The 15627-nt window shown below is 68.6% G+C and carries 5 protein-coding genes; all 5 read left to right on the top strand.

From position 1 onward, the window contains the following. Positions 1-363: 363 nt before the first annotated feature. The 5 genes from AC5L36_RS25140 to AC5L36_RS25120 are packed head-to-tail and all read left to right on the top strand — an operon-like array spanning position 364 to position 15611. Positions 364-5523: a DEAD/DEAH box helicase gene (locus tag AC5L36_RS25140; protein WP_441220514.1), complete on the top strand. Its 5160-nt coding sequence runs from the start codon at positions 364-366 to the stop codon at positions 5521-5523. After that, the gene (locus tag AC5L36_RS25135; RefSeq protein WP_441220512.1) at positions 5520-8363 is read left to right on the top strand and encodes a DUF8741 domain-containing protein; all 2844 of its coding nucleotides are present in this window, start codon (positions 5520-5522) and stop codon (positions 8361-8363) included. The genes AC5L36_RS25140 and AC5L36_RS25135 overlap by 4 nt, the downstream gene beginning before the upstream one ends. After that, positions 8360-12349, top strand: coding sequence for an Eco57I restriction-modification methylase domain-containing protein (locus tag AC5L36_RS25130; protein WP_441220510.1), 3990 nt, complete (start codon positions 8360-8362; stop codon positions 12347-12349). Before AC5L36_RS25135 ends, AC5L36_RS25130 begins: the two co-directional genes overlap by 4 nt. Then, positions 12346-14442: an McrB family protein gene (locus tag AC5L36_RS25125; protein ID WP_441220509.1), complete on the top strand. Its 2097-nt coding sequence runs from the start codon at positions 12346-12348 to the stop codon at positions 14440-14442. The genes AC5L36_RS25130 and AC5L36_RS25125 overlap by 4 nt, the downstream gene beginning before the upstream one ends. After that, complete coding sequence (locus tag AC5L36_RS25120; protein WP_441220507.1) at positions 14439-15611, top strand: McrC family protein; 1173 nt, start codon at positions 14439-14441, stop codon at positions 15609-15611. Before AC5L36_RS25125 ends, AC5L36_RS25120 begins: the two co-directional genes overlap by 4 nt. Positions 15612-15627: the final 16 nt, after the last annotated feature.

Here is a 15627-nt window from a genome sequence, read left to right as displayed (position 1 = left end):
AGTTCTGCGACGCTCGGTCTTCTTCCAGACCTCTCCGGCGTCATTCGTCCCTCCCGTCGCCGGCCTCGTCGCGTGTCAGCCAATTCGTATCGTGGTCTGTCGACTCCTTCCGCCAACCCAGCCGAGCCGCGGGCCCCGGGGGACCGTCCGTAATATCCTGTATCTGGAAAAGCTAGTACGAATAGCCACCGACACCGGACGAGCGGTCGGCGCACGGAGGGCGCCTGTACCCTTATCGCTCCGTAGCTGCGGTGATCTAATCGGACGGTTGAGTGGCTCGCCACGGAGGACGGGACATACATGGATGTCTTCGGGGTCCGGCAACAGTTGATCGCAGACTACCGGGAGTTCACATCCAGCTTCGTGGACGTCCGGGATGCCCGCATCAAGGAGCACGTCGATCGACTCGCCGCACTTGGGCACCAGTGGCCCGACCCGTGGTTGTCGCTGAACCCGAGCTTCGCATCCGGCGGGACCGTCGAGGACCTCGTCGCCGAGGGCGTGCTGCATCCTGACTGCGCACGCATCTTCCGCATAAAGCAGCACGCCAGCGACTCGGGCCAGCCGCTGAGGTTCCACCAACACCAGCGGGAGGCCATCGAAACCGCCGCCACCGGAGCCAGCTACGTACTCACTACCGGCACCGGTTCGGGCAAGAGCCTGTCCTACCTCGTACCGGTTGTCGACCGGGTGTTGCGAGCCAAGGCCGACGGCAGTTATCAGCCCGGCGTCAAAGCGATCATCGTCTACCCAATGAACGCGCTCGCCAACAGCCAGAAGCACGAGTTGGAGAAGTTCCTCCAGTGGGGCTTTCCGGATGGCGCACCGCTGGTTCGTTTCGACCGGTACACCGGACAGGAGGACCGCGACGAGCGCCGGCGAATCATGTCGGATCCGCCGGACATCCTGCTGACCAACTACGTGATGCTGGAGCTGGTCCTCACCCGGCATCGCGAGCGGCAGCGCCTGATCAAGGCTGCCCGAGGGCTGTGGTTCCTGGTACTCGACGAGTTGCACACCTATCGAGGCCGGCAGGGCGCGGACGTCGCATTCCTGGTCCGCCGTACCCGGGACGCCTGCGAGGCGCCTGCCCTGCAATGTGTCGGCACATCCGCCACGATGACCTCGAAGGGCTCAGTCGCCGACCAGCGGGCCGAGGTGGCACGGGTGGCCACCCGCCTGTTCGGCACGACACTCCTTCCGGAGCATGTCATCGGCGAGTCGCTACGCCGGATAACCGAGGAGCGGGCACCAGCGACGGGCGAGCTGGCGGACCGCTTGCGGCATTGGGCCGCTGTGGGGGAGACAGCGTGCACGTTCGAGGAGTTCCGCACCGACGCGCTTGCCCGCTGGGTGGAGACCGCGTTCGGGCTCGAAGAAGAACCGGCGACGATGCGGCTGATCCGCCGTCGCAGACCGCTCACGGTGTCGGAGGCGGCCGGAAGCCTGGCGGCCACCACGGAGCGGCCGGCCAGCGAGTGTAGCGCCGCTATCGAAGCGGTACTGCGTACCGGCGCTCGGGTGATGGATCCAGAGATCGGCCGGCCAGTCTTCGCCTTCCGGCTGCACCAGTTCCTATCCAAGGGCGACAACGTCTACGCCACCATCGAGTCGCCGGCGAAGCGGTATCTCACCAGCCGGAAGCAGATCGTCTCACCGGACAGCGACGACACCGAGCGGAAGATCCTCCTGCCGCTCGCCTTCTGCCGGGAGTGTGGCCAGGAGTACCTGATCGCTCGGCGCACCGCGACCGGATTCGAAGCGCGCGAAGACTTCGACGCGCTCGATGACACGTCCGGCTACCTCTACATCAGCGATGACCAGCCGTGGCCGGAGAGCTTCGACATCGCGCTGAGCGACGGCCGGCTGCCGTACTCCTGGACGCTGCTCGGCGACGAAAACCAGATCCTGCTGACGCCAGGCAAGGAGAAGTACCTGCCGGAGCCGTTGCATGTGGACAGTGTGGGCACGGAGGCTTCGCCGGGCCGAGGCACTCCGGCCGCCTGGATCACCACGCCGTTCCGGTTCTGCCTGCGATGCCGAGTCTCGTACGAGCGCAACCGCGGGCAGGATTTCGCGCAGCTCGCCAAGTTGTCCACGGAAGGACGGAGTTCGGCGCTGTCGGTCGTTGGCGCGAGTGCAGTACGGGCCTTGCGCGCCCAACCCGAGCTGACCCGCCAGTCGCGCAAGCTGCTCGCCTTCGTCGACAACCGGCAGGACGCCGCGCTGCAGGCTGGCCATTTCAACGACTTCGTTCAGGTGGTTCAGCTCCGCGGTGCGCTGTACCGAGCCCTGCACGCCGAAGTGGACGGCCTCAGCCACGAGCGGATAGCCCAACACGTCACCGAGGCGCTTGGCCTCGACATGCCCGACTTCGCGAGCAACCCGGCCGCAAAGTACAGCCTGCGTGACGAGGCATGGCGTGCCCTGCGCGAAGTGGTCAACTACCGGCTGTATCTCGATCTTGAGCGTGGCTGGCGGGTGACTATGCCCAACCTCGAACAGACCGGCCTGCTGCGGATCGAGTACCGCGACCTGCGTGAGGTTGCGGCCGATGAGTCATCCTGGTCCGGCACCCACTACCTGCTGCGCGACGCCGAGCCGGGACATCGGTACGAGGTCGCCTCGACGCTGCTCGACGAATTGCGTCGTAACCTCGCGATCGATGTTCGGTGCCTGACCGAAGACGGCTTCGACGAGATCCGGCGGCTGTCGGCGCAGCATCTGACCGAGCCGTGGGCGCTTGGCGTACGCGAACGTGCTGTCGTCGCCGGCATCGCGTTTCCCAAGCCGAGCGGTCGCGGCCGTCCCCGGTACCACCTCCATCTGTCCGGGCGGGGTGCGCTGGGCAAGTACCTGGTCGCCCAGTACCGGCGGCTCGGGCAACCCTGCGGCCCGGCTGACGCACAGGATGTGATCCGGGACCTGCTGGCCGTGCTGGTAGACGGGGGCCAGGTGACCGAGGCCGCGCCGCCCGACGACGACGATCTGATCGGCGGGTACCGGCTGCGGTCGTCGGCGTTGATCTGGCGGGTTGGTGCCGGCGAGGTCGGCGCCGAGGATCGGGTCCGCAAGGTGCTCAGCGGCGAGGCGGGAGCGCGGGTGAACAGGTTCTTCCGGGACCTGTACCGCGACACCGCCCACCTCTTGACCGGTCTGCAAGCCAAAGAGCACACAGCGCAGGTACCGCCGGAGGATCGGCAGGAACGCGAGCGTGACTTCCGCGACGGCGACCTCCCGCTGCTGGTCTGCTCGCCCACGATGGAGCTGGGCGTCGACATCAACGCGCTCAACGCGGTCGCGTTGCGGAACGTGCCACCGACACCCGCCAACTATGCGCAGCGCGCGGGCCGTGCGGGCCGTTCGGGCCAGCCGGCCCTGGTCGTCACCTACTGCTCGACCGGCAGCGCCCACGACCAGTACTACTTCCGCCGGGCCACCGAGATGGTGGGCGGCGCGGTCGTCCCGCCAAGGCTGGACCTTGCCAACGAGGATCTCGTGCGGTCACACGTACAGGCGATCTGGCTGGCCGAGACCGGACAGGAGCTGCCGGGGTCTGTTGCGGACATCGTCGAGACGGGCGGCGAGCACCCGAGCCTCAAACTGAAGCGAGAGGTGGCCGCGGCTGCGCGTGACGGGAGCGCTCAGGATCGCGCGATTGAACGGGCGACGAGCGTGCTCGGCGGGAAACTCGCCGCCGAGCTGGCGGAATCACCATGGTGGCGAAGGGGATGGATCACCGATGTCATCCGCGCCGCACCGGCGACGTTTGACGACGCCTTCGAGCGCTGGCGCACGCTCTACCGTACGGCCCTGACCGAGTACGAGATCCAGAACCGGCGCGCGGTGGACACGAACGTCTCGGCGAAGGCTCGCGATGAGGCGCACCGCCGGGCTCGGGACGCGCGGGTACAACTGACGTTGCTGCGCAACGAAGACTCCGACGACTCGCAGACGGACTTCTACACGTACCGGTATCTGGCCGCTGAGGGCTTCCTGCCGGGGTATTCGTTCCCGCGCCTCCCACTTGCCGCGTACGTGCCCGGGTTGGTCGGGCGGCGCGACGGCGACTACATCCACCGCCCGCGGTTCATCGGCATCAGTGAGTTCGGTCCGGGTGCATTGATCTACCACGAGGGCGCCCGCTACATGGTCCGCAGCGTGCAGCTTCCGCCGGCAACGCCCGGCCAGGAGGGTGTGTTGACCGCCTCGGCGCGGCGGTGCGAGGCGTGCGGGTACCTGCACGACGACGTCGTCGGCGTCGACGTGTGCGACGGCTGCGGCGAGCAGCTCGGGCGTGCGGTCGGCAACCTGTTGCGGTTGCACACCGTGCGCACCCAGCGCCGGGAGCGCATCTCCTCCGACGAGGAGGAACGCCGGCGGGCCGGGTTCCAGATCGAGACCTCCTACCGGTTCGCCGACCACGGCAACCGTCCGGGCCGGCTCGCGGTGACCGTCCGCTCGGCCGAGGGACCGACGCTCGCGACCCTGTTGTACGGCGACGCCGCGACGGTGCGCCGGGCGAACCTCGGCCTGAGCCGCCGTAAGAACAAGGACATTCGCGGGTTCTGGGTCGACACGGTGACCGGGGAATGGTTGTCGGAGAGCAAGGCGGAGGCGACCACATCCGACGAGGAGGACCTCGGCGGCGCCGATGGGGTGAAGCTCAAGCAGCGGGTGATCCCGTACGTGGAGGACCGCCGCAACGTGCTGGTGCTTCGCCTAGCCGAAAAGGTCGACAACGAAACGGCCACGAGCCTGCTTTTCGCCCTGGAGCGGGGCATCGAGGCGACGTTCCAGCTCGAGGACTCGGAACTCACCAGCGAGCTGCTGCCGGACCCGGATCGTCACGGCCGGATGCTGTTCATCGAGAGTGCGGAGGGCGGGGCCGGTGTGTTGCGGCGACTGGTCGACGAACCGGACAAGGTAGCCGAGGTGGCGGCCAGGGCGCTGGACATCGCCCACTTCGACCCGCAGACCGGAGAGGACCGCGGCAACAACCTGGCCGATGGGGCCGACCAGCAAACTCGGTGCGTGCTCGCGTGCTACGACTGCCTGCTGTCGTACACGAACCAGCCGTACCACGCCATGATCGACCGGCACCGGATCGCGGGACTGCTGCGGTCGCTCGCCGGAGCGGTCGCCCAGCCGCAGAGTTCGCCGGCACGGCTCGCAAGCTCGCCGAACGCCGCGCCCGCGTCCGTAGCGGGCCAGGCAACCGAAAGCGGCGCGGTCGCTGACTTCGTGGCTTGGCTCGACGCCAACAGCTACCGGCGGCCGGACGGCCTACACGAGAAGATCCTTGGCGGCGCCGCTGTCCCAGACCTTGTGTACCGCAGTCAGGCGGTCGGCGTCTTCGTGGACGAGCCCGCGCAGCCGCCCGGTCCGGGTCGGGACGAAGCCGCTGAGGAGAGCATGTACAACGACGGGTGGGGCGTGGTCCGGGTGATCGCCGGCGAGTGGCAAGCTGCGGCGGACAAGCATCCAAGCGTCTTCGGTCAGCATCGGGGGGCAGCACGATGACGGTGGCGGCAACGTTCCAGGCCGGGACGCTGGTGGAGGCGCGCGGCCGCGAATGGGTCGTGCTGCCCGAGTCGAGCGACGATCTCCTGGTACTGCGCCCGCTGGGCGGCGCCGACGATGAGCGGGCGGCGGTGATTCCGGAGCTGGAGCAGGTGCGCTCGGCGACGTTCCCGCCCCCCGATCCTGCCGACGCGGGCAACGCCTCCCGGGCCGGGCTGCTGCGCACCGCGTTGCGGATCGGCTTCCGGTCGACCGGCGGGCCGTTTCGGTCGCTCGCTTCGCTCGCCGTCGAGCCCCGGCCGTACCAGCTCGTGCCGCTGCTGATGGCGCTCAGGCAGGAGACGGTGCGGCTGCTGATCGCCGACGACGTCGGCATCGGCAAGACAATCGAGTCCGCCCTGATCGCCGCCGAACTGCTGGCCCAGGGCGATGCCGACGGGCTCGCCGTGCTGTGCAGTCCTGCCCTCGCCGAGCAGTGGCAGGAGGAGTTGGCCAGCAAGTTCGCCATGCCGACCGAGTTGGTGCTCCCCGGCACGGTGCGCCGGCTGGAGCGCAACCTCCTCGGCACCGAGTCCATCTTCGATCGGTACCGCCACGTGGTGATCTCCACCGACTTCATCAAGCGCCCGGGTCAGCGCGAGCAGTTCCTCCGCAGTTGCCCTAACCTGGTCATCGTCGACGAGGCGCACGGTTGTGTGGTTGATGACACCGGCGCCGGCGGTAGGTCCCGGATGCTGCGCTACGAGCTGGTCCGCAAGCTCGCCGAGCGGCCCGACCGACATCTGGTGCTGGCGACCGCCACTCCGCACAGCGGCAAGGAGGGCGCCTTCCGCAACCTCCTCGGCCTGCTCGACCCAAATCTGTCCACGGTGGACATCAACCGTGCCGATGGTCGCGGACTGCTTGCGCAGCACTTCGTGCAGCGTCGGCGGGTCGACATCCGCGGGTTCCTGGAGGACACTCCGTTCCCGGCCGACCGCGAGACCAAGGAGGTGTCGTACCGGCTGGCCGGCGACTACAAGAGCCTGTTCGACGACGTCGTCGCGTACGCCCGGCAGACCGTCCGTGACCCGATCGGCGGGCGGCTGCGCCAACGGGTCCGCTACTGGTCGGCTCTTGCCCTGCTGCGCGCGATGGCCTCGTCGCCCGCAGCCGCGGCAGCGACGTTGCGTACCCGGGCCGCCAACGCCGATGCCACCGACGAGGCTGAGGCGGATGCGCTGGGCCGGGCCGCGGTCTTCGACCTGCCCGACGAGGAGACATACGAATCGGTCGACCTGGCGCCGGGCGCAGACACCGACGACGGCGGCAGTCCAGAACGACGCCGCCTGCTGGCCTTCGCCCGGCGCGCCGAGCAGCTGGCCGACGGCGGCGATGCCAAGCTCGACCTGCTGGTCAAGGAGGTCAAGGCGCTGCTCCGCGAGGGCTTCAGCCCGGTCGTGTTCTGCCGATACCTGCACACCGCCGAGTACGTCGCGCAGCGGCTCACCAAGGCACTCGGCCGGCACGCCGAGGTCGGATACGTGACCGGGGCGCTGCCGCCAGACGAGCGGCGCAAGCGCATCGACGAACTGACCGCCGAGGGAAACCGCCCGCCCGTGCTCATCGCCACCGACTGCCTCTCCGAGGGCGTGAACCTTCAGGACAGCTTCCAGGCCGTGGTGCACTACGACCTGGCCTGGAACCCGACCCGGCACGAGCAGCGCGAGGGCCGGGTCGACCGGTTCGGTCAGCGGGCGCCGAAGGTACGCGCGGTTGCAATTTTCGGAGCCGACAACCGGATCGACGAAATCGTGCTGAAGGTGCTGCTGCGCAAGCACGAGCAGATCCGCAAGGCGCTGGGTGTCTCCGTGCCGGTACCCGACCGCAGCGACGAGGTGCTCGATGCGATCGTCGAGGAACTGCTGGCTGCGCCCGACGTACCGGAGCAGTTGATGATCGAGGAGCTGGCGCCGAAGCGCCGCCACGACCTGCACGCTGATTGGGAGAGCGCGGCGGCCAAGGAGAAGGAGTCCCGCACGAAGTTCGCCCAGCGGGCGATGCAGCCGGCCGAGGTGGCCACGGAGCTCGCCGAGATCCGGGCCAGCCTGGGGGCACCGCGGGAGGTGGCCGAGTTCACCCGCGACTGCCTCGCCGCACTCGGCGCGGATGTCGTCGACACGCCATTCGGGTTCACGGCGACCACCGCCGGACTCCCGCTCGCCGTCCAGGACAGCTTCCCGACCGGCCACCGCAAGCCGCTCCCATTCCACGAAGACCTACCGGTCCCGCCGCACGAGACGCACCTCGACCGCACCGACCCACACGTGACCGCGCTGGCCCGGTACGTCCTGGAGAGCGCGCTCGACGACACGGTGCCGGCCGAGCTGCGGCCCGCACGGCGAGCCGGCGTCATGCGGACGTCGGCGGTGGCCAAGCGGACCACCCTACTGCTCGTGCGGTTTCGGCTGCACCTGACACTGCCCCGATCGGCAAGCCACGATGGCGAGCCTCGCCGCATGGTCGCGGAGGAAGCCCGCATCCTCGCCTTCCGAGGTGCGCCCACGGCCGCCGACTGGCTCGCCGACGAGGACGTGGCCCCGCTAGTCGATGCGGTGCCCACCGGCAACGTCGCACCGGACCAGGCCGAGGCGCAACTGGAGCGGATCATCGACGCGCTCGGCGCGGTCTCCGACCACCTTGATACCGCGGCCGACGAAATGGCCGCGCGGCTTCGGGCATCACATATCCGGGTACGCGAGGCCGCAGGCCAACGCGCCCGGCGCCAGATCACAGTCACCGCCCAGAAACCCGCGGACATCCTCGGCGTCTACGTCTACCTGCCGGAGGTGGCGTCATGACGAGCACCTCCTCGTATCCGGCGGTGTCGGTCGCCGGTGGCCTGCTGCCCGGCACTCTCCTCCAGCGCATCGGCGAGGGCGACGCCGAGCTGCCCGGCGCAGACCCTGCCTCGTACGGCTTGCAGGCGGGCGAATCCGTGCGGCGCGAGGCGAGTTCTGCGTTCGCGTACCTGAAAGAGGTCTGGCGCGACTTCGCCAAACACCGTGACCGCGCCGGCAATTCAGCGCCGGCCCGCCTCACCCGCGAACGTTGGCTGCTCGTGCTGCTGCGCAAGCTCGGGTACGACGGGATCGAGCCGCTGTCCGGCGGGATCGTCGCCGAGGACAAGAGCTTTCCGGTCAGCCACCAGTGGCAGGCCGTGCCCATTCACCTGCTCGGCTGGGGCGTCGACCTGGACCGGCGGACGCCGGGCATGCGCGGCGCGGCCGGCGCCGCCCCGCACTCGATGCTCCAGCAGTTGCTCAACCATGATGACCGGTACGTGTTGGCGGCGCTGTCCAACGGGCAGCGGCTCCGGCTGCTGCGCGACTCGACCAGCCTGGTTGCCTCCGCCTACATCGAGTTCGATCTCGAAGCCATCTTCGATGGAGACCTATTCCCAGACTTCGTCCTGCTGTACCGCGTCGCGCACGCCTCCAGGCTGGCGATCCGCGACCCGGAGATCGGCCCGCCGTCATGCCTGTTCGAGGCGTGGCGCACCTACGGGGCGCAGCAGGGCGAACGGGCCCTGGCCACGATGGCCGGCGGCGTCACGACCGCCCTGGAGATCCTGGGCACCGGGTTCCTCGACCATCCGTCGAACCCAGGTCTCCGCGGTGCAATCGACCGCAACGAGCTCGACCTCATGGACTTCCAGCGGGCATTGCTGCGGCTGGCGTACCGGCTGCTGTTCTGGTTCGTCGCCGAGGACCGCGGCGTGCTCCTCGATCCCGACGCCGAGCCGGCGGCCGTGGCCCGCTACAACACATACTTCTCCGGCCGCCGGTTGCGGGATCTCGCCGTCCGGCGCCGGCACTCGCGTCACGGCGACCTGTGGGAGGCGGTGCAGCTCCTCTTCGACATCCTCGGCGCCGAGGAGGGACGGCCCCAGCTCGGCCTACCCGGGATCGGTGGCCTCTTTGAGGACGGCCCGCTCGACGAACCACTGCGCGGCGCGCGGCTGACCAACTCCGCGCTGCTGCGCGCCGTCGAAGCGCTCGCGGTGATGAGCGTGCGCGGTGGCGGCCGGCGCAGGGTGGACTTCGAGCACCTGGGCGCCGAGGAACTGGGCAGCGTATACGAATCGCTGCTGGAGATGCGGCCGCGGTGGGATCCCGCCGGGCGCCGGTTTCACCTGGAGAAGCTGGCCGGCAACGAGCGCAAGACCACCGGCTCCTACTACACGCCTTCGTCGTTGGTCGAGTGCCTGCTCGACTCGGCGCTCGACCCGCTGCTGGACGAGGCGCAGGCGCTGCCGACCAGGGAGGAGCGGATCGCTGCGTTGCTCGACGTCACGGTCTGCGACCCGGCCTGTGGGTCGGGCCATTTCCTGATCGCGGCGGCCCGGCGCATCGCCAAGCGGCTGGCTGGTGAGCACACCGACGAAGTCGAGCCGGCTCCGGCCGCGGTACGGGCGATGATGCACCAGGTGGTCGGCCGGTGCATCTACGGCGTCGACGTCAACGAGATGGCCGCCGAGCTGGCCAAGGTGTCGCTGTGGCTTGAGGCGATGGAGCCGGGCCACCCGCTGTCCTATCTGGACGCCAACATCCGGGTCGGTAACTCGCTGCTCGGTGTCACGCCTGGCCTGCTGGCCGACGGCATCCCGGACGCTGCCTTCGCTCCGCTGGAGGGCGACGACAAGCAGGTCGTGACCTCGCTGCGCAAGCAGAACGCCGTGGAGCGTGCGGGCCAGGGTGACCTGTTTGGCCTGGAGTCGATCCCGGTGAGCAACGAGTCGCTGGCTGAGGAAACGCTGGACATCATCCGGGCGGAGCCGCGGTCGCTCGCCGACGTGCATGTGCAGGCCAAGCGGGCGGCGGCGCTGGAGCAGGAGCGACGCCAGGCTCGGCGGGTCGCGGACGCCTGGTGCGCTGCCTTCGTACAGGAGAAGACGAAGGATACGCGTACCAGCGCGATCACCCAGTCGGTGCTGGAGCGGATCGTAGCCGGCGACGAGTCACATTTGTCTACGGTGGACGACCTCGCTCGGCAGTACCGGTTCTTCCACTGGCACCTGGAGTTTCCACACATCTTCCGGGTACCGGAGGGCGGCGAAGTCGATCCGGCGACCGGATGGTCTGGTGGGTTCTCGTGCGTCGGCGGCAACCCGCCCTGGGACCGGGTGAAGCTCCAGGAGCAGGAGTTCTTCGCGGCTCGGGATCCGGAGATCGCGGGCGCTTCGAACGCGGCGGCGCGCAAGAAGATGATCCAGGCGTTGTTCCGCAGCGAAGAGCCAGCCAAGCACGCGCTCGCGGCGGAGTTCCGAGGGGCACTGCGGGAGGCGGACGGAGTCAGCCACCTGCTGCGTTCCTCGGGCCGGTACCCGCTGACCGGCCGCGGCGACATCAACACGTACTCGGTGTTCGCGGAGACCGGCCGTACGGTGATCGATGGTCGTGGCCAGAACGGCATGATCCTGCCGACCGGAATCGCCACTGATGCGACCACGCAGGAGTTCTTCAAGGACCTGGTGGTGCGCAAGAGCCTGGCCGCGCTCTACGACTTCGAGAACGAGGACAAGGTCTTCCCCACGGTTCACAATCAGTTCCGATTCGCGTTGCTGACGCTCGGTGGTTCCCAGCGCCGCTCGCGACACGTATCACTCGTGTTCCGGGTCCGGCAGGCCAACCAGATTCTGGCTCGCGCCTACCGCCTGACGCCGGAGGAGATTACGCAGCTTAACCCGAACACGGGCACGTGCCCGGTCTTCTTTTCTCGCCGCGATGCGGAGATCGTGCTCGGCATCTACAGCAGGGCGCCAGTGCTGTGGCGGGAAGGGAGCGCCAACGGGAACCCGTGGGGTCTGTCGTTCCTACGGATGTTTGATATGGCCGCCGACTCTGGTCTGTTCGCGACCGCAGACCAACTCACTGCGGGCGGGTGGAGGCCGCGGGGCAACGTCTTTGTGCACGGCAAGGAGCAAATGCTGCCGCTGTATGAGGCGAAGATGACCCATCACTTCGACCACCGGTTCTCCACCTACACCGGCGCCACACAGGAGCAGCTCAACAAGGGCACGCTGCCTCGGCTTGACGATACGGGCCATGACGATCCGGGCAACCTGCCGATCCCGCGTTACTGGGTTGCTGAGGACGAGGTTGAGCAGCGGCTCGGTAGCCGGTGGAACCACGACTGGCTGCTTGGATGGCGCGACATCTGCCGCAGCGCCGACGAACGGACCTTGATCGCAACCGCGATCCCCCGTGCCGCGGTCGGCGATAAGTTTCTTCTCGCGCTGCCCATGTACCGAGCTTCCTGTCTCCAGGGAAATCTCGCCGCGTTCGTGCTCGACTACGTTGTGCGACAGAAGTATGCAGGCACGTCGTTGAAGTACTACCTGATTCGGCAGCTGGCGGTGCTGCCGCCGGAGCGGTATGACGAGCGAGCGGCTTGGGATCATCGGGCGACGCTCGACGCCTGGATCACGCCACGGGTGCTGGAGTTGAGCTACACGGCGTACGACCTTGTGGGCTACGCCCGTGACCTGGGCGACGGCGGGCCGCCGTTCCGCTGGGATCCGGCTCGTCGCGAGGTGATGCGCGCCGAACTCGACGCCGCCTACTTCCACCTCTACGGCATCGAGCGCGACGACGTGGACTACATCATGGACACGTTCAAGGTGGCCCGGGAGAAGGATGAGGCGCGGCACAGCGAGTATCGGACCAAGCGCCTGATCCTGGAGCGCTGCGACGCGATGGCAACCGCAGCGCGGACCGGAGAAGCGTATCGGTCGCCCCTAGATCCGCCGCCCGGTCAGGGCCCTCGTCACAGGCCAGAGACATGACACAGCCGATACGGTCCGGACTCCTGCTGCGCACATGCCTGGAGGTGCTCGCCGAGGCGCCCGACCGCGGACGGATGTCGAACCAGGCGGTACTGGCCGCAATCGCCGAGCGGGTCGAGCTGACCGACTTCGAGCGTGGCAAGGTCAAGAGCGGCGGTGACCGTTGGAAGGTCGACGTCAACTTCCTCAGCAGCATGGCGGCGACGATCGGCTGGATGGTCAAGCGCAATAGCCAGTGGTGGATCACCGCGGCGGGGCTGGAGGCACTCCGGGCCTGGTCAACGCCCGAAGAGCTGGTACAGGAGGTTGGCCGCCAATACCGGCAGGTCGACAACCGTCGGAAGGCCGCGCGCGCCAGGTATGCAGGGAAGATCGACGTCATAGGAAGCGCGCTGGCCCAGGTGCCAGAGGGGACTTGGACGTCGCACGACGACCTTGCGGACCTGGTCGGCGGAGATGCGGACGAGCTTGCCGACCTGCTGGCCTCGGTCGCCCTGCCGAATTCGCACCGGGTGCTCTACGCCAACGGCCAGGTGCCGAACGCCATGCATCAGTACTGGAGCTATCGCGGCGACGACCTGTGCGAACGACTGAGGAGTGAGGGCGTCGAGTTTTCGGAGGACCAACCGCCCCTTGCCAGCCAGGAGCAGCACCTCACGGCCGACTACTTTGAAGCGGAGGTCGGCGAGCCGCCTGACGCCGAGAGCGAGAGCGCCGGCCGACGTGCCTGGCTGGTGCGCGGGACCAACGTTGACGGCGTCGACGTCGTGCCAGCCTGGCTTGACGAGGGATGGGTGTCGCTGGCCGCCTCGCAACTGCCGGCCACCGCCGCCGGTGCGGACGAGCAGCAGTTGCGCGAGCTTGTCGCGGAGGCGTACCGGCACAAGGGCTACTCGGTGCGAGAGAAGCTGACCGAGGAGTTCGCCATCTTCCTGCGCCGGATGCGTACCGATGACTACCTGGTCACTGTGCACCGCGGCGCGGTCTTCCTCGGACTGGTTGCCGGCCCGGCTACGTTCGCCGAGCCGCTCGACCGCCGGACTGGGCTGCGGCGGGCGGTGCGCTGGCTCAACCTGAGCGCACCGCTTCGACTGGACGAGCTGCCGGCGCCGCTGACAACGCTAGCGAAGAGCCAGGACGACGTCGTCGACCTCACCGAGGCCCTCGCCATCCTCGACCAGCTGTACGACTCCTACCTCACCGATACGCCTACCACGCTCACCGAGCCGAAGGCCCGCCTGGGCGAGGTGACGGACAAGCTCGTCGAGGACCTCCTGATGGACGGGCGCGCCTGGCTCGACGGCGTGACGGCGCTGCTCGCCGAGCGGCGGCAGATCATCCTGTACGGGCCGCCGGGCACTGGCAAGACCTACGTCGCGCGGAAGCTGGCCGCACACCTGACCGAGCCACACGCGGTGCAGCTCGTCCAGTTCCACCCGTCGTACACGTACGAGGACTTCTTCGAGGGCTTCCGGCCGAAGTCCACCGTAGACGGCAAGCTGGAGTTCGAGCTGCGACCAGGCGCCTTCCGGCGGCTCGCCGACGAGGCGCGCGAGCACCCGACGACCGCGTACATCCTGGTCATCGACGAGATCAACCGGGGCAACCTAGCGAAGATCTTCGGCGAACTGTACTTCCTGCTGGAGTACCGCGACGAGCGGATGCGGTTGCAGTATTCGCAGGAGGACTTCACCCTGCCGGAGAACCTGTATCTGATCGGGACGATGAACACGGCCGACCGCTCGATCGCGCTCGTCGACGCCGCGATGCGCCGCCGGTTCGCCTTCGTCGAGATGCACCCGAGCAAGCCGCCGGTCGACGGACTGCTGGCGCGCTGGCTCGACGACCGCAAGATCGACTCTGACTCCGCCGTCCTGCTCGACGCGCTCAACGCGCGGCTACGCGACGCCGATTATGCGATCGGTCCGTCCTATCTCATGCGCGAGTCGGCGTACACAGAGCCAGACGGCTTGGACCGGATCTGGCGGCACGACATCCTGCCAATGCTGGTCGAGCACCACTACGCCGACGACATCGACGTTGAGGCGACGTACGGCCTGGCGGCGCTGCGGGCGGCGATGGCATCCTCGTGACCCTCTTGCGGCTGCGGGAGGCCGGGCCGGCCAGCGCGGCGCCGTTGACCGCCGAACAGGCTCGGCGACTCGCCGCCTCCGGCGTGGTCGAGGTCCGCCCCGGACCCGGGGCCGACACCTGGCTGGTCCGCGCCGATCGCAAGGTGGGGGCGGCCCGGATCGGGGACCTGGAGCTACGCATCGAGCCGAAGGTCGAGGTCGGCAGGCTGCTATTCCTGCTCGGGTACGCCCGGAACCCCGGCGCGTGGCACGAGCAGACTCTCGGCGTACCCCCACATCCGGAGCTGATCCCGGCGCTTGCCGCCACTCTGTGGCGGCAGACTGAGCGGGCGCTACGAGGCGGGATGCTGCAGGGCTACCGCGTCGTCGAAGAGAGTTCTCCGGTCCTGCGCGGACGGCTGCGCGAGTCGGCCCAGCTCGGCCGCCGGCTCGGCCTGCCGCTGCCACTGGAGATCCGGCACGACGAGTACACGGTGGACATCGTCGAGAACCGGATCCTCGCCACCGCGGCGGAGCGGATGCTCCGCGTGCCCGGGGTTGACGCCGAGTCGCGGCGGATGATGCGCCACCACGCCAACCGCCTCGCCGAAGTCACCCGGCTGCCGCCCGGCGTCCCGGTGCCCGCGTGGCGGCCGACCCGGCTCAACGCCCGATACCAGGTGGCGCTGCGGCTCGCCGAACTGGTGCTCGCCGGCAGCTCGGTCGATGCCGGTGTCGGCGGCGTGGTCAGTAACGGGTTCCTGCTCGACATGTGGCGGGTGTTCGAGGGCTTCCTCGCGTCGGCGCTGCGCCGCAGCATGGAAGGCCGTCACGGCGGAGCGGTCACCACGCAGGTCACGGACCATCTCGACCGAGGTGGTCGCATCGACCTCCGGCCGGACATCGTCTGGCGACGTGACGGGCGGGTGGTCGCCGTGGTCGACGCGAAGTACAAGGCGTACACCCCGGCCGACGACGCGTACCAGATGCTCGCCTACTGCACGGTGTACGGCTTGTCTCGGGGCCACCTCGTCTACGTCATCGGCGATCATCCGCCGATCCGCCACGCGGTTCGCAACGCCGCCATCGAGATCGTCTGCCACGCCCTGGACCTGTCATCGCCGCCCGCGGCGCTCGTCGCACAGGTGGAGGAGCTGGCCGACGAGATTGCCGGCAGCACGCTATCGTGACGAACGGTCACCTGCC

The sequence above is a fragment of the Phytohabitans sp. LZ39 genome, from assembly GCF_059359075.1.
The sequence above is the reverse complement of the archived record's forward strand: the minus strand, read 5'-3'. Positions and strand labels throughout refer to the sequence as shown.

What these genes read in the sequence shown, in the direction of transcription:
- AC5L36_RS25135 (WP_441220512.1), top strand. Translation starts at nt 5,520, where the DNA reads ATGACGGTGGCGGCAACGTTCCAGGCCGGGACGCTGGTGGAGGCGCGC.
- AC5L36_RS25130 (WP_441220510.1), top strand. Translation starts at nt 8,360, where the DNA reads ATGACGAGCACCTCCTCGTATCCGGCGGTGTCGGTCGCCGGTGGCCTG.
- AC5L36_RS25125 (WP_441220509.1), top strand. Translation starts at nt 12,346, where the DNA reads ATGACACAGCCGATACGGTCCGGACTCCTGCTGCGCACATGCCTGGAG.